The sequence below is a fragment of the Stenotrophomonas sp. YJH_SMC_12-1 genome, assembly GCF_059370935.1.
The window spans coordinates 138,882-154,677 of the sequence record NZ_JCAFUD010000001.1 but is presented as its reverse complement, the minus strand read 5'-3'; the positions used below and the strand labels follow the sequence as shown (position 1 = coordinate 154,677).

Here is a 15,796-nt window from a genome sequence, read left to right as displayed (position 1 = left end):
CTGGTTTGTCTTCTAAATAGGGGGAGGATTATTCAGCGAACGTGTCGTTGAACGGGTTGACCAGCGCGTCGGCGATCAGCTGCTGCTGTTCGCGGACGTGGTCAGCCATGTGACCGGCAGCCGGCGACGCCGAACGTGCGCGACCGGCGTAGTGCAGGTTCTGGCCGTCGGCCAGGCAGAACTGCAGGTGGTGGCGGATCTGGTACCACGCACCCTGGTTCTGCGGTTCTTCCTGCGTCCACACCACGTCGGTGGCCTTGCCGTACTTCTTCAGCTCGGCAGCCAGCAGTGCACGCGGGAACGGATACAGCTGCTCCACGCGGATGATCGCCACGTCGTCCTGGCCACGCTTGGTCTGGTCTTCCAGCAGGTCGTAGTAGACCTTGCCCGAGCACAGCACCACGCGCTTGACCTTCTTGGCGTCCGCACTGGCGTCGCCGATCAGGTGCTGGAACTCGCCGTTGGCCAGCTCGTCCAGGGTCGACACGGCCAGCTTGTGGCGCAGCAGCGACTTCGGCGACATCACCACCAGCGGCTTGCGGGTGGTCAGGTGCAGCTGGCGGCGCAGCATGTGGAAGGCCTGTGCCGGGGTGGACGGAACCACCACCAGCATGTTCTCCAGTGCACACAGCTGCAGGAAGCGCTCCAGGCGCGCCGAGCTGTGCTCCGGGCCTTGCCCTTCATAGCCATGCGGCAGCAGCAGGGTCAGGCCGGAAATGCGGCCCCACTTGGCTTCACCGGCGGCGATGAACTGGTCGATCACCACCTGGGCGCCGTTGGCGAAGTCACCGAACTGGCCCTCCCAGATGCACAGCGTGTTCGGATCGGTGGTGGAGAAGCCGTACTCGTAGGCCATCACCGCTTCTTCGCTCAGCAGCGAATCGATGACGGTGGCCTTCTCCGGCGAATCCACCAGCTGCCGCAGCGGCATGTAGTAGTTGTCGGTCTTCTGGTCGTGCAGGATCGCGTGGCGGTGGGTGAACGTACCGCGACCGACGTCCTGGCCGACCAGGCGCAGTGCATGGCCTTCGTCGAGCAGGGTGGCGTAGGCCAGGTTCTCGGCAAAGCCCCAGTCGCCCGGGATCTCGCCGGCGGCCATCTTGCGGCGGTCGTCATAGACCTTGGCCACGCGCGAGTGCAGCTGCACGTCTTCGGGAATGGTGTTGATCAGCTTGGCCAGTTCGACCAGCTTGTTCTTCTCGACCTTGGTCGAGACCGGGTCGGACAGCTTGCCTTCCAGCAGCTTCGGCCAATCGACAAACAGCGGGCTGGTCGGCGGGGTCTTCTCGACCTTGGCCAGCTCGGTGGTCACCTCACCGGCATCGAGCTTCTCGCGGTAGGCATCGACCATCGCCTTGCCGGCACCGGCAGCGATCACGCCTGCCTTTTCCAGCTGCTCGGCGTACATCTCGCGGGTGGTCGGGTGCTTGCGGATCACCTGGTACATCAGCGGCTGGGTGATCGCCGGCTCGTCGGCCTCGTTGTGGCCCCAACGGCGGTAGCACATCAGGTCGATGACCACGTCCTTGGCGAACTTCTGGCGGAACTCGAAGGCCAGCTGCGCGGCGAACACCACCGCTTCCGGATCATCGCCGTTCACGTGCAGCACCGGGGCGGCGATCATCTTCGCCACGTCGGTGGCGTAGCGCGTGGAGCGCGTGTCCAGCGGGTTGGAGGTGGTGAAGCCGACCTGGTTGTTGACCACGATGTGCACGGTGCCGCCGACGGCGAAGCCGCGGGCCTGCGACATCTGGAACAGCTCCATGACCACGCCCTGGCCCGAGAAGGCCGCATCGCCGTGGATCAGGATCGGCATGACCTGCTTGCGTGCGGTGTCCTTGCGGCGCTCCTGGCGCGAACGCACGGAACCGGCCACGACCGGGTCGGCGATTTCCAGGTGCGACGGGTTGAACGCCAGCGCCAGGTGCACCGGGCCGCCGTCGGTAGCCACGTCGGCCGAGAAGCCCATGTGGTACTTCACGTCGCCGGCAGAAGCGTGCTCGTCGTGCTCGAACTTGCCTTCGAACTCGTCGAACAGCTTGCGCGGGTTCTTGCCGAGGGTGTTGACCAGCACGTTCAGGCGGCCGCGGTGGGCCATGCCGATCACCACGTCCTTGACGCCATCCTTGCCGGCGTTGCGGATGATGGTGTCCATCATCGGGATCAGCGAGTCGCCGCCTTCCAGCGAGAAGCGCTTCTGGCCGACGTACTTGGTGTGCAGGTAGCGCTCCAGGCCTTCGGCCGCGGTCAGGCGCTCCAGGGTGCGGCGCTGGGTGTCAGCGTCCAGCTGGTAGTTGCCACCGGCTGCTTCCAGCTTCTTGTAGATCCACTGGCGCTGCTCGACCTCGGAGATGTGCATGAACTCCGCACCAATCGAGCCGGTGTAGGTCGCCTTCAGGCGTGCCAGCAGGTCGCGCAGCTTCATGCGCGGCTGGCCACCGACGCCGCCGGTGCTGAACTCGCTGTTGAGGTCGGCATCGGACAGGCTGTGGAACGGCAGGCCCAGGTCCGGGGTGTTGACCGGCGCGGCCAGGCCCAGCGGATCGAGGCGGGCGTCCAGGTGGCCGCGCGAGCGGTAGGCGGTGATCAGACGACCGACATTGCGTTCACGCTCGTCGCCCGCACCGTTGCCGGTGCCGGCCTTCAGCGCTTCCTTGGCCGCGTCCGCAATGTGGGAGATGACGGCCGAGTGCGGAATGTCGCCTGCTTCGCGGCCCTTGAAGCCGTCGAAGTAGGTCTTCCATTTGGGATCGACACTGTCCGGGGAGACCAGGTACTGCTCGTACAGGTCCTCGACATAGGAGGCGTTGCCGCCGGCGAGCTGCGAAGATTGCGCAAACTGCTTCAGTTGATTGTCCACGATGGAGGGTGTTGATTCGCTTTGTGGGGTATGGCTTCAGAAGGACCCGGCAGGAAGATGAATAGCCCTGCGCGGGCGCGTTCAAACAGCCAAATTGTACCCCCATCCGGACAGGAAGGGGCACCAAAACGGGCATCCCGGGTCCCACGGTGCCGCTTCCAGACAGGTTGAGTGGGCGGTACCCGCTCAGATGCCGAGCGCACGCAGTTCGCTGCAATCGCGCGAACGGTCCCAGACCCGCTGCAATTGCTGCTCGAACGGCTGCGAACGTGCAGGCAGTGCGATGCCTGCCTCGCCGTCGAGGCGATGACCGATCAGACGAAAGTAGAAGTCGCCGGCTTCGTTGAGCAGGCAGGCCGAGGCCAGCGCACGGTCGACCGGATCGGTGGCCTCGCGGAACTGGATCACACTGGGCAGGCGTTGAGCCAAGGCCAGCAGCGGCGCCCCGGCAGACGCGATGGCGGCGGCGTCGTGCACGATCACCCGCAGCTGCTTGTCGTGGCGGGCGGTGACGAAGCGGCGCAGGGCGGCCTGTACCGACGGCGCGTCGAGCAGTCCCGGGTCCAGCTGACGGCTGTGCAGCCACACTTGGCGGCGGGCGCGGTGGACGATGGCCGTGGTGATGGCCACCGCCTGCTCGCGGCTGTCGATGGCACTGGCCGCGCCCAACCGGCGTCGCATCTGCTGGTGGCCGATGCCGGCCTCCTCGAATACCTTGCCTTCCGGCAGGAAGCCCTGGCGGGCATAGAAATCGCGGGCGGGCAGCTGGGCGTGCAGGTGCAGCTCGGCCAGGCCGAGCCTGCGCCCGGCCTCGATCAGTGCCTCCAGCAGGGCCTCACCGACCCCGTGGCTGCGATGGCTGGCCAGCACTGCCATGCGGCCGATGCGGCCGTCCGGGGCCAGCCGGCCGGTGCCGACCGGCTGGTTGTCACTGTCCAGGGCCAGCACATGGACGCTGACCGGGTCCAGCGCATCGCGTTCCAGTTCCGCGGCGATGCCCTGTTCCTGCACGAACACGCGTTGGCGCACGTCGTGAATGGCAACGTGGGCGTCGGCGTGGCTGACCTGCTGGACCCGGATCATGGTGAGGGCTCAGGCCCGGCCCGTGCTGTCGTCTTCGTCGTCGTCCTCGAAGTTGACGATGACCTCGATACCGTCGTCGTGCACGGTCACGGAGTGGACATCGTCGGACACCGCGTCGGCGTCGATCGCGTCGACGCGGTCACGGCCTTCGACCACTTCGCCGAGGACCACGGCGTCTTCGCCGTCGTCCTCGTCTTCAGCGTCATACATTTCGCTGGGATCGATCAGCTGGAACACGCCGCCGACCAGCAGCTGCTGGAGCACGGCCCGGCCCTTGTCGGACAGGCCGCGATAGGCGGCGGCGTCGAGCTGCTCGGCGCCGGCCAGGCGCTGGGCGTCCTTCACCGGCAGCGCGAAGTCCTGGCCGCTGACGTACAGGCTGGCGCCGCGCTTGGCCCGGCGCCAGGCCAGGCGTGCCCACGGGTGGCGCTGCAGCAGCAGGCCGGAGGCCAGTGCCTGGACCACTTCCTCCGGAGCCGGCGCGGCCTGGTGGGCCATCACTTCGCCGGCGGCGCGGTAGGTGGTGATGAAGCGACCGAACCAGTCACCCAGCTTGTCCGGGTCGTTCATGCGGATGGCGTTGAGCGCGGTGATCACCCGCGCCATCGCCACCGTGTCGATTTCGTTCGGGTCGGCTGGCACCTTGAGGTCGGCATCCTGGTAACGGATGTTCTCGTCGGCATCGGCGATCAGGGTGTCGAGGTAGTCGCTGATCAGTTCGGCCGAGGACGGTGCGCGCATGCCGAAGGAGAACGTCAGGCAGGGATCCTCGGCGACGCCGTGGTGCGGCACGTTCGGCGGCAGGTACAGCATGTCGCCCGGCGCCAGCACCCAGTCGTGGGTCGGCTTGAATACCTTCAGCAGCTTCAGTTCCACGTCCGGGCGGAAGCCCAGCGGTGGCTGCTTGCCCTTGATCGATTCGCTGGCGTCGATCTGCCAGCGGCGGTGGCCGTGGGCCTGCAGCAGGAACACGTCGTACTGGTCGACATGGGCGCCGACCGAGCCGCCGGTGGCGGCGAAGCTGATCATCACGTCATCCATGCGCCAACGCGGCAGGAAGCTGAAGTGCTCGATCAGGGCGCGCACGTCCGGATCCCACTTGTCCACGTCCTGCACCAGCAGGGTCCAGTCGTGGTCGGGCAGGGCGGGGAACACGTCTTCCTGGAACGGGCCGGTGCGCACGCGCCAGCCGTCCCGGGTCTTGTCGTGCTCGATCAGGCGCGCCAGCACGCCTTCCTCGCAGGCCAGCCCGGCCAGGTCTTCCGGCTGCACCGGGGTCTGGAAGTTGGGGAAGGCGTTGCGGATCAGCAGCGGGCGTTTCTGCCAGAAGTCGCGCAGGAAGGTGGCCGGCGCCATGCCCAGCGGCTGGCCGGGGCGGGCGGTGACTTCGATGAGGGGGGCGGAGGACTTGCGGGCGGCCATGGGGGGGAATCCTTGCAGCGGAAAGCGGGAGGGGCGGCGTGGCGGGCCGCCAAGGAGTCCATTGTCCGCCGTTCGTGGGGATTGCGCACGTGCGGTGGTTTGTCGCGGGGTTCCGGCCAACGGCGGAGCCCCTCGTGGCGACATCTTGGTAGGGTCGACTGTTAGTCGACCGGCTTCATGGGCTTGGCCGGGCGGGTGGGCTGCGCGGGGGACGCTGCAAGTACGTCCATGTAAGCTCGATCGCCGCATCCATGCGGCTCACGCCCCCGCGCAGCCCACCCGCCCGGCCCCTGACAGTTTCCTGCGCGGCCCGCCACGGAATTGAAGAAGAAAATCAAAGGCAACAGCGGGTCGCGCGCTGCGCTTGCTCGTGTAGAGCCGAGCCCACGCTCGGCTGCTTTTGCCATTGCGAAAAGCAGCCCGGCGTAGGCTTAGGGCTACAGGATCAGACACAGGTCGCAGAAACTACCAGGAAGTATCAAGACCGGGAGGAGATCTGTAGTTGTCGATCTGAAGATCGCCGTGTGATTTCAACTGAATGATCTGACAAGCGCCCGGGTTCCATACGATGAATACTCGTATAAGGAGAAGTCCTGTGTCTGGCACAGGATCCCTAAATGCTCAATGGCCTCGACCTTCTTCAGATTCTCGATGGTGTTCTCCCCACCCAGTGAAAGCAGTGGCTGGAATCCATAGCATTCACCGATCTCTAAGGGCCCAAGCTTCTTCCGTGCTCTGGAGAATAGCCGTCTGTCATCTTTGTCGTAAGCATCGATATCCTCTGCGTCGAGCATAAATGGGATCTCGATGGCATGTTCAAGATGCATTCCGGCATCTGTATCTCGTGCAGATGTCTCACACATCACTGAGCTATGCATAAGTTCTATCTCTCCGATGCCGAAGACTTCGTGATAGAAGAAAATATTGCCGAACGCACTATGGCAAAACGCATGGCAATTCGTACTGTTGAATTGCTCGTCGCGGTCGAACACTGCATCCAGAATGCCTTCGAAACTCCTGGGGTGGCATGTCTGGAGCTGGCCTTGCAGTGTGAAGAAAAAGCCCAGCTTAGCGAAGAGTTCGCGGAGTTGATCAGGAAGGGATGTTGGAAGTGAATTCCACTCGTCGCGGGTGAGCGAGCGACACAGCTTTGGGTGTCCATGCTCGTTGACGATGTAGTCAATTAGTTTACTCATTTCTGATCTGCAGTTTGGCCTTCGAATCTGCGGCGCGAATACGTCATCTGCCGGACTTGTTGATGGTCGAACGTATCAGGCAATACCGACGTTGGCCGGTTTTCAGAAACGGTCCCTCCGGCCTGCCTTGTCACGGTGTGCGGCATGAAATGAGGATGGGAGCCAGAAACGACAAAAGGGACGCGGCGAAGCCGCGTCCCTCTTTCAAATTCCGTCCCGACAACCCAACGCTCTTCGATCCGTCACCGGGAATCTGTCAGAGGTGGGGCGGGTTGGGTTCGCGGGGGTGTCAGCCGCATGGATGCGGCTGCCAAGCCTCCACGGACGGATTCACGGCGTCCCCCGCGAATCCAACCCGCCCCGCCAAACACGGCAGAAATCCAGAGCCGCCTTTGACGTTGCCGTTGCCGCTGCCTGCCGCAGGCAGCGCCCGCGGCCGCCGCCGCAAAGGAAACCCCTTAGATCTTCTTCGCCAGCGATTCCGCCAGACCGGTGTAGCTGCCCGGGGTCATCTCCAGCAGGCGCTGCTTGGCATCCGCCGGCAGCTCCAGCCCCTGCACGAACGCACGCATCGACTCGGCCGTGATGCCCTGGCCGCGGGTCAGCGCCTTCAGCTGCTCATACGGGTTCGGCAGGCCGTGGCGGCGCATCACCGTCTGCACGGCCTCGGCCAGCACTTCCCAGGCCGCGTCCAGATCGGCATCCAGGCGCTGCGGGTTCACTTCCAGCTTGCCCAGGCCCTTGGCCAGCGAATCCAGCGCCACCTGGCTGTGGCCGAACGCGGTGCCCAGTGCGCGCAGCACGGTGGAATCGGTCAGGTCACGCTGCCAGCGGCTGATCGGCAGCTTCGCGCTGAAGTGCTCGAACAGCGCGTTGGCGATGCCGAAATTGCCTTCCGCATTCTCGAAGTCGATCGGATTGACCTTGTGCGGCATCGTCGACGAGCCGACTTCGCCTTCCTTCAGGCGCTGCTTGAAGTAGCCCAGCGAGATGTAGCCCCAGATGTCGCGGGCCAGGTCGATCAGGATGATGTTGGCGCGGCGTGCGGCATCGCCGATCTCGGCAACATTGTCGTGCGGCTCGATCTGCGTGGTGTACGGGTTGAACACCAGGCCCAGGCCGGTCACGAAGCGCTCGGCGAAGGCCGGCCAGTCCACGTCCGGGTAGCTGGCCACGTGGGCGTTGTAGTTGCCGACCGCGCCGTTGATCTTGCCGGTCAGCTCGACCGCAGCGATCTGCCGGCGCTGGCGCTCCAGGCGGGCGACCACATTGGCCAGTTCCTTGCCCAGGGTGGTCGGTGAGGCGGTCTGGCCATGGGTGCGCGACAGCATCGGCTGGCCGGCCTGGGCGTGGGCGAGGTTGCGCAGCGTGGTGGCGATGCCGTCCAGGGTCGGCAGCAGCACCTCGCGGCGGGCCTGTTCCAGCATCAGGCCGTAGCTGAGGTTGTTGATGTCTTCGCTGGTGCAGGCGAAATGCACGAATTCCAGCGCCGGAGCCAGCTCGGCGTCGTCCTTCAACTGTTCCTTGATGAAGTACTCCACCGCCTTGACGTCATGGTTGGTGGTGCGCTCGATCTCCTTCACGCGCGCGGCCTGGGCCGGGCTGAAGCGGGCGGCCAACCCGCGCAGGCGGGCGACGGCGGCGTCGGAGAACGGCGCCAGTTCGACGATGCCCGGTTCGGCGGCCAGCGCCAGCAGCCATTCCACCTCGACCACGATGCGGGCCTTGATCAGGCCGTATTCGGAGAAGATCGGGCGCAGGGCGTCGACCTTGCCGGCGTAGCGGCCATCGAGCGGGGACAGGGCGAGCAGGGCGGAATCGGACATGTCGGCAGGGATGGGACGAGCGGCGGGGGCCATATTCTACGACGTGCCGGTCAGGTAGTGCCGGCCGCTGGCCGGCAAGCCATGGCGGCGTAGGCCGGGCGTGGTTGCCGGCCAGCGGCCGGCACTACCCTTGCGCGCGCAGAACGGCCGTGCAGGTGGAACGATCTGGCCCGCCCTCGTCATCCCATGCTGCGGGCAAGGGAGTATTGTGGCCGCAGCCGCCAGCCCGGGAAGCGACACCCTGCCAGCCGCCGCTTCCCTTTCCCCAACTGAAGTAGTGCGGAGTTGATGCAATGAGCAAAGCTGCAAGCAAGGGTTTCAGAATCGAACACGACAGCATGGGCGAGCTGCAGGTGCCTGCCGATGCCCTGTGGGGCGCGCAGACCCAGCGTGCCGTGCAGAACTTCCCGGTGTCGGGCCAGCGCATGCCGCGCGGTTTCATCCGCGCGCTGGGCCTGGTCAAGGGCGCGGCCGCCGGCGTCAACGCGGAGCTGGGCCACCTGCCGAAGACCGTGGCCAAGGCCATCCAGACCGCTGCCGCCGAAGTGGCCGCCGGCAACTGGGACGCGCAGTTCCCGATCGATGTCTACCAGACGGGTTCGGGCACGTCGTCGAACATGAATGCCAACGAGGTCATCGCCACCCTGGCCAACCGTGCCGGCAAGGCGGGCAAGACCACCGTGCATCCCAATGACCACGTCAACCAGGGGCAGAGCTCCAACGACGTGATTCCGACTGCGCTGCGGGTGTCGGCGGTGCTGGCGACGCACGAGCAGCTGCTGCCGGCGCTGGTGCACCTGCGCAAGACCCTGGACAAGAAGGGCCGCAGCCTGCGCAAGGTGGTCAAGACCGGCCGTACCCACCTGATGGACGCGATGCCGCTCACCTTCGAGCAGGAATTCGGTGCGTGGTCGGCGCAGCTGGCCTCGGCGCAGGAGCGCATCGAAGACAGCCTCAAGCGCGTGCGCCGGTTGCCGCTGGGCGGCACCGCCATCGGTACCGGCATCAACGCCGACCCGCGCTTCGGCGCGCAGGTGGCCAAGGCGCTGAAGCAGCAGACCGGCTTCAAGTTCGACAGCGCCGAGAACAAGTTCGAAGGCCTGGCCGCGCAGGACGATGCGGTGGAACTGTCCGGCCAGCTCAATGCGCTGGCCGTGGCACTGATCAAGATCGCCAATGACCTGCGCTGGATGAATGCCGGTCCGCTGGCCGGGCTGGGCGAGATCGAACTGCCGGCACTGCAGCCGGGCAGCTCGATCATGCCGGGCAAGGTCAACCCGGTCATTCCGGAAGCCACGGTGATGGCCTGCGCGCAGGTGATCGGCCACCACACCGCGATCACCGTGGCCGGGCAGACCGGCAACTTCCAGCTCAACGTCACCCTGCCGTTGATCGCGGTGAACCTGCTCGATGGCATCGGCCTGCTGGCCAATGTGTCCAGGCTGCTGGCCGACAGCGCGATCGCCGGGCTGAAGGTGCGCGAGGACCGCGTGGCCGAGGCGCTGGCGCGCAACCCGATCCTGGTCACCGCGCTGAACCCGATCATCGGCTACGAGAAGGCAGCGGCGATTGCCAAGCGTGCCTACAAGGAACAGCGCCCGGTGCTGGACGTGGCGCTGGAAGACAGCGGGCTTGACGAGGCCGAGCTGCGTCGCCTGCTGGACCCGACTGCGCTGACTGCTGGTGGCATCCAGGCTGGCGGTGGTGGCGCCGGGGGGTGATCTGCCGGTTGCAGAGTCGAGCCACGCTCGACGGTTGTTCCGGAGTCGGGCATGGTTCGACTCTACGGAAACGAAAAACGCCGCCCTCGGGCGGCGTTTTTCGTCAGCGACGGTCGGCGACGATGTTGCCGAAGGTGTCGGTGTAATCCTTGAACTCGGGGATGCGCTGGATCAGGTCGGCCGGGATCACCTCCATGCCCTCCGGCGGCTGGATCTTCACCGGCTGCATGTTCGGATCGGCCGGTGCGGCCACCAGCGTGTTCTGGCGCAGCACCTGCAGCTTGCCGAACATCGTCTGCAGCATCTGCTTCTGCCCGTCGTCCAGTGGAATCTGGATCTCGTCCACCTTCATCGTGCCGTCGCCGAGGATGATGATGTTCGGTGCCGGCGGGCGGCGCACGGTCACCATGCCTTCGCTGACGGAAATCTTGGGCTTGCCGCGCTCGGCGCGGTGATTGCGGTAATCCTTGTCGCAGCCGACCAGGCCTAGGCAGAGCAGGGCGGCCAGCAGCAGGAACAACTTCTTCATGGCGTTCGGTTCGGGGGCATCCGGGGGCCCCATTGTAAGCCCGCCGACAGTGCCCGACCGGCAACGGAAGGCCGCAGCCGGTCGGGTGCATCGATTTGTCTCAGTTGGAGAACGTGACCGAGTTGTCCTTGCCGCAGTCGTCCACGTCGCTCTGGTCCATCGTCGCGTACGGCTTGAATGCCGGCAGCTCGCGCGCCAGTGCCTGCTGGCTGGCCAGCATCGCCGGCAGGCGATCGCAGATGCGCTTGGCCTGGGCCTCGATCTTGGCGGCTTCGGCGTTGATGCGCTTCTCCACCCCTTCGCTGTCGCCGCTGAAGATGCCCTTCAGCGCTTCACCGGCGGCGTTGGCGCCGAGTTTGGCGCCGGCCAGCCCGACATCCATGCCCGCCATCGCAACGGCGACCACGTGACCGCGGTACTCCTGCAGGTGGCGGCGCTGGACGTCGTTGGCGGCGACCTCCTTGCCGGCTATCAGCAGGCGGCCATCCGGCGTGATCTCCGCACGCGGCTGCTTGTCGGCCGAGATCTTGATGTTGCCCTGGGCGATGTCCTTGCGGGCATCGTCCATGGCTTCCTTGACGGTCTGGCCGACGCCGCTGGTGGCTTCGGCGACGCTCTTGCCGACGCTCCTGTCGGGGGCGGAGGACGTGCCACCACAGGCGATCAGCGGCAGGCACAGCAGGGTGGCGGGCAGCAGGCGCAACAGGTTCATGATGTTCCCCTGGACGTGTGTGGAAGAGGATTACTTGCTGCGCGGCAGGGTGACCCGGCCGCTGACGTTGCGGTGTTCGATATCGCCGCTGCCGCTGTGATCGACGGTCAGGCTGCCGCGTACGCCGTCCACCTGGATGTCGCCCGAGCCGTGGCTGCGCACATGCACGTTGCCGCCGATATCGGCCAGATCGATGCCACCGGAGCCGACCACGCCGACTTCGACGCTGCCCTGCACGCGCTTGAACTCGATGTCGCCGGAGCCGACCGTATCCAGGCGTGCGTTGCCACGCACATCGGTGATCTTCAGGTCACCCGAACCAACAGTGCCGGTGATGGCATCGCCGCCGATGTTGCGGGCATTGACGTCGCCGGAACCCAGCGACAGCAGATTCAGCGAACTGCCGCCATCGATGTTGAGGTCGCCGGAACCCACTGCAGCGTGGATGCTGCCACGGGTACCGCGGGCCACCGCGTCACCGGAGCCGACGTCCACGCTGAGCGACTGTGCGTTTTCCACGCTGGCGTCACCCGAGCCGACCTTGAACTGCAGCGGCAGGTTGTCCGGCACGCTGCCACGGATATCCAGCCAGGCGTAGCTGTTGCCCAGGCTGATGCCGCTTTGGCGGCCGTCGCGGCGCAGGCTCACCACCAGCTTGTCGCCCACCTTGCGCTGGTCCAGTACCAGCTGGTCCAGCCATTCCTGGCTGGACGCGCAGGCGCGGCCGTCCAGCTGGCCGCCGCCAGCGCTGGCGACCACCTTCAGGTCGTGCTGGTTGACCTCGAACACCACCGTCTTGGCACCGGCCACGTCCAGCTTCAGCGCGCGGGCGGCAGTGAACTTGCAGTTCGGAGCATCGGCGGCCAGCGCCGACAGCGGCAACAGCAACAACGCAGAACAGGCGAGCAAAGAACGCATGGGTGGTGCCTCCGGGAGGATGGAATCAGATCTCGCCGGCGCGCTTGCGCAGGCGGATGGCGAGGAAGATGAACAGTGCCCCGACGGCCGCACCGATCCACAGCTCCGGCATCGCCAGCGACTTCAGCTGCGAGGCGGGGGACATCAGGCTGACCACCGAATCCAGGTCGCGGCGCGAACCTTCACCTGCGCCGAGGCGGTACAGCAGGTCCATGCCGGGCACGCCGCCCAGCAGCAGGCGGCCGACGATGTTCTGCCAGAACCAGCCGGTGGTCAGGCCGATCAGCGGCATGATCTTGGTGGTGCTGACGATGACGCCGGCAAACAGTGGCAGCATCACCGCCCACAGGAACGGCTTGCTCTTGGCCCAGGCCGAGCACAGCAGCAGCCACCCTGCAGTGGGCAGGGCCCAAAGCGCGTAGACCGGAATCCAGCTCAGGTGGCCAGCGGCCAGGGTCAACGGGCTGGCGGGCCCCCAGATCAGCGCCATCGGGCTGCCACCGTGCATCAGCGCGACGATGCTGATGATCAGCATGAAGCCGAACATGGTGATGATGCCGGCAATCACCGCGATCAGCGGTGCCACGACCAGTGCGCTGATGACCTTGGACAGCACGGTCTGGGTATCCGACAGCGGCAACGACTTCCAGAACAGGATGCTGCGGTCGCGGCGGTCGTCGTACAGGGCGCCGAGGCAATAGAAGAACACCACGAAGGCCAGCACCAGGAACGGCCATGCCGAGCTGAGCACCAGGGTCAGGTCAAGGCCGTTACCGAGGTCGGCAAGGTCCTTGCCGTCGATGTTGCGGGTGAGCAGCGCCAGGTCCAGGCCATTGACGTTCACGCTCTCGCCATCGACATGCAGCGCACCGTTGCGCGCCGCGCGGTTCAGCGCGAACAGGCCGAAGGCGATGCCGACGGTGCTCATCACCAGCGAGATCAGGCCGGCGATCAGCGGGGCATACAGGAAACCGCCGCGGTTTTCCCAGTACTCGCGCTTGAGCAGCCAGCGCAGCGTGCCGAGGGGGCTGACGGGATGGTTGACGGCATTCATGCGTAGGTCCCCTTCATGACGGCGACGAACAGGTCGGCCAGGCCCGGGCTGCGGGTCTCGCCAAGGGTGGAAAGCTGGGCGCGCGGTACGCCGTCGAACAGCATTACGGTCTTGCCGAACGCCAGGCTGCGTTCGTCGATCGGCTTCAGGGCGCGTGCGGTCTCCAGCTGGTCGGCGTTGACCAGCAGTTCGGTGTAACGCTGGCCGACCTCGTCCATTTCCGCATCGAGCACGATGCGGCCATCACGGATGAACATGACGTCGCTGAGGATGTGCTCGATCTCTTCCACCTGGTGGGTGGTGACGATGATGGTCTTCTGCTCGTCGAAGTAGTCTTCCAGCAAGCGCTGGTAGAACTCCTTGCGGTACAGGATGTCCAGGCCCAGGGTGGGCTCGTCCAGCACCAGGATGCGGGCATCGATGGCCATCACCAGTGCCAGGTGCAGCTGCACGATCATGCCCTTGGACAGCTCGCGCACGCGCTGCTTCGGCTGCAGCTTGGTGTTGGCCAGGAAGCGCTCGCAGCGTGCGCGGTCGAAGCGCGGATGCACGCCGGCGACGAAATCGATGGCTTCGCGCACCTTCAGCCAGCGCGGCAGCACGGCGACGTCGGCGATGAAGCAGATGTCGTTCATCAGTTCGTCGCGGTGCAGCCGCGGGTCGCGCCCGAGCACGCTCAACTCACCTTCCACCGAGGTGAGGCCAAGAATGGCCTTCAGCGCGGTGGTCTTGCCGGCGCCATTGGGACCGATCAGGCCGACGATGCGCCCGCTCGGAATGCTGAAGCTGGCACTGTCGAGGGCAACGGTGGACTTGTAGGCCTTGCGCAGGCCGCGGGCGGTGATGACCGGTTCGCTTGCGGTGCTATTCATCAGACTTTCCCCTGGGGCAGCAATTCGTCGAGGCTCAGGCCCAGGCGCTGGATGCGCTCCAGCACGGCCGGCCATTCTTCATTGAGGAAGCGCTCGCGCTCGCTGCTGCGCAGCTGCGTGGCGGCCTGCTCGGTCATGAACATGCCCAGCCCGCGGCGCTTTTCGACCAGGCCTTCGTCGGCCAGTTCCTGGTAAGCGCGCGAAACGGTGATGGGGTTCAGTTGGTAATCGGCGGCCACCTGGCGCACCGAAGGCAGGGCATCGCCCGGCTTGAGGATTCCGTCGAGCATCATGGCGATCACGCGCTCCTTCAACTGACGGTAGATGGGAGCGCCGTCGCTCCACTGGATGTCGCTCATATTCAGCTCCGTGGGGTCAGCGGCTGGGCGAACGAGAAATACGGCATGGACAGGGAGCTGTGCAGCCGACGCGGGGGAGGGGGGGAGGAATCGGCGTTCCCGGCCGGTGTAGCGATTGCATCCTGCGCACTGTCAGGCGAGGCGGGGGCGGTGGGCGTGGCCAGCCAGGCCAGCACGATCAGGGTCGAAACAGCAGCGGCCGCGGGTGGGGTGAGGTTGCGACGGATCCGGGCGTTCATGGCTTCCCCCTGTCTCAGGTGACTGGTGTTGTATGCAACTATAACACCGGCACGCCTACGTGCAACCCCTTGCCGTGCCCAACTGATGGCAGGGGTGGTCAAATCGCTGAAATATCCGCTTATCCGATTGATTCGGAAGGGAAATCAGGTTCTGGCGCGGGCCGACCCAGGCCCGCCTTCCATTCAGTATTGTCCATGCTATGTCATTACTGCGCCGTTGCTGGCGGGTCGTGCAGGAAAGCGCCATGCAGCGCAAAGCCACAGGCGCCCCTTGCAACAAGGGGGAAGGGGGGCCGGTGCTATAGTTCGGCCGACTCCGGCCGCTACCGGCCGGCCCTGTGAATGGCCACCGCGGACTGCTCTCGATGCCCTTGCCGACCGTTATGCCGCGCCGCCTGCGCGGCCTGTCCCTGCTGACCCTGCTGGTAACCGGCCTGGCCGGTTCCACCCAGGTGCTGGCGGCCGATCTTCTCGACCTCGACTACCGCCCGCTGGCCAGCAAGCAGCAGGTCAACCTGCAGCAGCGCTACCACGGACAGGTGCTGCTGGTGGTCAATACCGCAAGCAAGTGCGGCTATACCCCTCAGTACGAAGGCCTGGAGGCGCTGCAGAAGCGCTATGCCGGCCGAGGTTTTGCCGTGCTCGGCTTCCCGTCCAACGATTTCAAGGGCCAGGAGCCCGGTGACGAGAAGCAGATCCAGGATTTCTGCACGCTCACCTACGGGGTCAAGTTCCCGATGTTCGAGAAGGTGCACGTGGTCGGTGCGGAGGCGACGCCGCTCTATCAACGGTTGACCGCGGCCACCGGCGTGGCACCGGGCTGGAATTTCCACAAGTACCTGGTCGGCCGCGATGGCAAGGTCATCGCCCAGTTCGCCAGCAAGGTGACGCCGGATGATCCGCAGCTGACTGCGGCCATCGACAAGGCGCTGGCCGCAGCGGCCGCACATTGATATCCGGCACGGATGCCTCGACATCGACGGCATGCGTGCGACAATGCTTCTT

The 15,796-nt window shown here is 65.7% G+C and carries 13 protein-coding genes; 2 read left to right on the top strand and 11 right to left on the bottom strand.

The window, feature by feature from the left end:
* Positions 1 to 28: 28 nt before the first annotated feature.
* From AC5P8Y_RS00715 to purB, 5 genes are all read right to left on the bottom strand, one after another.
* Positions 29 to 2,860, bottom strand: coding sequence for a 2-oxoglutarate dehydrogenase E1 component (locus tag AC5P8Y_RS00715; protein WP_005413939.1), 2,832 nt, complete (start codon positions 2,858 to 2,860; stop codon positions 29 to 31).
* Positions 2,861 to 3,046: 186 nt separating this feature from the next.
* Positions 3,047 to 3,943, bottom strand: a complete 897-nt coding sequence (locus AC5P8Y_RS00710; protein ID WP_111187897.1) for a GNAT family N-acetyltransferase — start codon at positions 3,941 to 3,943, stop codon at positions 3,047 to 3,049.
* A gap of 9 nt (positions 3,944 to 3,952) precedes the next feature.
* A complete protein-coding gene (locus tag AC5P8Y_RS00705; RefSeq protein WP_072168348.1) occupies positions 3,953 to 5,365 on the bottom strand; it encodes a ribosomal protein uL16 3-hydroxylase in 1,413 nt (470 codons plus the stop codon).
* Positions 5,366 to 5,895: 530 nt separating this feature from the next.
* The gene (locus AC5P8Y_RS00700) at positions 5,896 to 6,561 is read right to left on the bottom strand and encodes a T6SS immunity protein Tdi1 domain-containing protein (protein ID WP_080354650.1); all 666 of its coding nucleotides are present in this window, start codon (positions 6,559 to 6,561) and stop codon (positions 5,896 to 5,898) included.
* A gap of 458 nt (positions 6,562 to 7,019) precedes the next feature.
* Positions 7,020 to 8,387 carry an adenylosuccinate lyase gene (gene purB / locus AC5P8Y_RS00695; protein ID WP_049403132.1) on the bottom strand — a complete coding sequence of 456 codons (1,368 nt, stop codon included), beginning with the start codon at positions 8,385 to 8,387 and terminating at the stop codon, positions 7,020 to 7,022.
* A gap of 293 nt (positions 8,388 to 8,680) precedes the next feature.
* Between purB and AC5P8Y_RS00690 the strand changes: the two genes are divergently transcribed.
* Positions 8,681 to 10,108 carry a class II fumarate hydratase gene (locus AC5P8Y_RS00690; RefSeq protein ID WP_049403131.1) on the top strand — a complete coding sequence of 476 codons (1,428 nt, stop codon included), beginning with the start codon at positions 8,681 to 8,683 and terminating at the stop codon, positions 10,106 to 10,108.
* Between the two features lie 103 nt (positions 10,109 to 10,211).
* Here AC5P8Y_RS00690 and AC5P8Y_RS00685 read toward each other — a convergent pair whose 3' ends face one another.
* The 6 genes from AC5P8Y_RS00685 to AC5P8Y_RS00660 all read right to left on the bottom strand — a co-directional run bounded on the left by AC5P8Y_RS00685 (position 10,212) and on the right by AC5P8Y_RS00660 (position 14,552).
* On the bottom strand, positions 10,212 to 10,637 hold the full coding sequence (locus tag AC5P8Y_RS00685; protein WP_033833950.1) for a hypothetical protein: 426 nt from the start codon (positions 10,635 to 10,637) through the stop codon (positions 10,212 to 10,214).
* 100 nt (positions 10,638 to 10,737) lie between these two features.
* Positions 10,738 to 11,349: a YggN family protein gene (locus AC5P8Y_RS00680; RefSeq protein WP_049431360.1), complete on the bottom strand. Its 612-nt coding sequence runs from the start codon at positions 11,347 to 11,349 to the stop codon at positions 10,738 to 10,740.
* Between the two features lie 30 nt (positions 11,350 to 11,379).
* On the bottom strand, positions 11,380 to 12,267 hold the full coding sequence (locus AC5P8Y_RS00675; protein ID WP_005410264.1) for a GIN domain-containing protein: 888 nt from the start codon (positions 12,265 to 12,267) through the stop codon (positions 11,380 to 11,382).
* Between the two features lie 25 nt (positions 12,268 to 12,292).
* A complete protein-coding gene (locus AC5P8Y_RS00670; protein ID WP_049403129.1) occupies positions 12,293 to 13,321 on the bottom strand; it encodes an ABC-2 transporter permease in 1,029 nt (342 codons plus the stop codon).
* Complete coding sequence (locus tag AC5P8Y_RS00665) at positions 13,318 to 14,193, bottom strand: ABC transporter ATP-binding protein (RefSeq protein WP_005410262.1); 876 nt, start codon at positions 14,191 to 14,193, stop codon at positions 13,318 to 13,320. Before AC5P8Y_RS00665 ends, AC5P8Y_RS00670 begins: the two co-directional genes overlap by 4 nt.
* On the bottom strand, positions 14,193 to 14,552 hold the full coding sequence (locus tag AC5P8Y_RS00660; RefSeq protein WP_005410261.1) for a GntR family transcriptional regulator: 360 nt from the start codon (positions 14,550 to 14,552) through the stop codon (positions 14,193 to 14,195). The genes AC5P8Y_RS00665 and AC5P8Y_RS00660 overlap by 1 nt, the downstream gene beginning before the upstream one ends.
* Before the next feature lie 604 nt (positions 14,553 to 15,156).
* Between AC5P8Y_RS00660 and AC5P8Y_RS00655 the strand changes: the two genes are divergently transcribed.
* Positions 15,157 to 15,744: a glutathione peroxidase gene (locus AC5P8Y_RS00655; RefSeq protein WP_049453780.1), complete on the top strand. Its 588-nt coding sequence runs from the start codon at positions 15,157 to 15,159 to the stop codon at positions 15,742 to 15,744.
* Positions 15,745 to 15,796: the final 52 nt, after the last annotated feature.

Bases quoted from the DNA above. Each gene is read 5' to 3' on its own strand.
- AC5P8Y_RS00710 (WP_111187897.1), bottom strand. From the start codon at position 3,943: ATGATCCGGGTCCAGCAGGTCAGCCACGCCGACGCCCACGTTGCCATT.
- AC5P8Y_RS00705 (WP_072168348.1), bottom strand. From the start codon at position 5,365: ATGGCCGCCCGCAAGTCCTCCGCCCCCCTCATCGAAGTCACCGCCCGC.
- AC5P8Y_RS00700 (WP_080354650.1), bottom strand. From the start codon at position 6,561: ATGAGTAAACTAATTGACTACATCGTCAACGAGCATGGACACCCAAAG.
- purB (WP_049403132.1), bottom strand. From the start codon at position 8,387: ATGTCCGATTCCGCCCTGCTCGCCCTGTCCCCGCTCGATGGCCGCTAC.
- AC5P8Y_RS00690 (WP_049403131.1), top strand. From the start codon at position 8,681: ATGAGCAAAGCTGCAAGCAAGGGTTTCAGAATCGAACACGACAGCATG.
- AC5P8Y_RS00685 (WP_033833950.1), bottom strand. From the start codon at position 10,637: ATGAAGAAGTTGTTCCTGCTGCTGGCCGCCCTGCTCTGCCTAGGCCTG.
- AC5P8Y_RS00680 (WP_049431360.1), bottom strand. From the start codon at position 11,349: ATGAACCTGTTGCGCCTGCTGCCCGCCACCCTGCTGTGCCTGCCGCTG.
- AC5P8Y_RS00675 (WP_005410264.1), bottom strand. From the start codon at position 12,267: ATGCGTTCTTTGCTCGCCTGTTCTGCGTTGTTGCTGTTGCCGCTGTCG.
- AC5P8Y_RS00670 (WP_049403129.1), bottom strand. From the start codon at position 13,321: ATGAATGCCGTCAACCATCCCGTCAGCCCCCTCGGCACGCTGCGCTGG.
- AC5P8Y_RS00665 (WP_005410262.1), bottom strand. From the start codon at position 14,193: ATGAATAGCACCGCAAGCGAACCGGTCATCACCGCCCGCGGCCTGCGC.
- AC5P8Y_RS00660 (WP_005410261.1), bottom strand. From the start codon at position 14,552: ATGAGCGACATCCAGTGGAGCGACGGCGCTCCCATCTACCGTCAGTTG.
- AC5P8Y_RS00655 (WP_049453780.1), top strand. From the start codon at position 15,157: ATGCCCTTGCCGACCGTTATGCCGCGCCGCCTGCGCGGCCTGTCCCTG.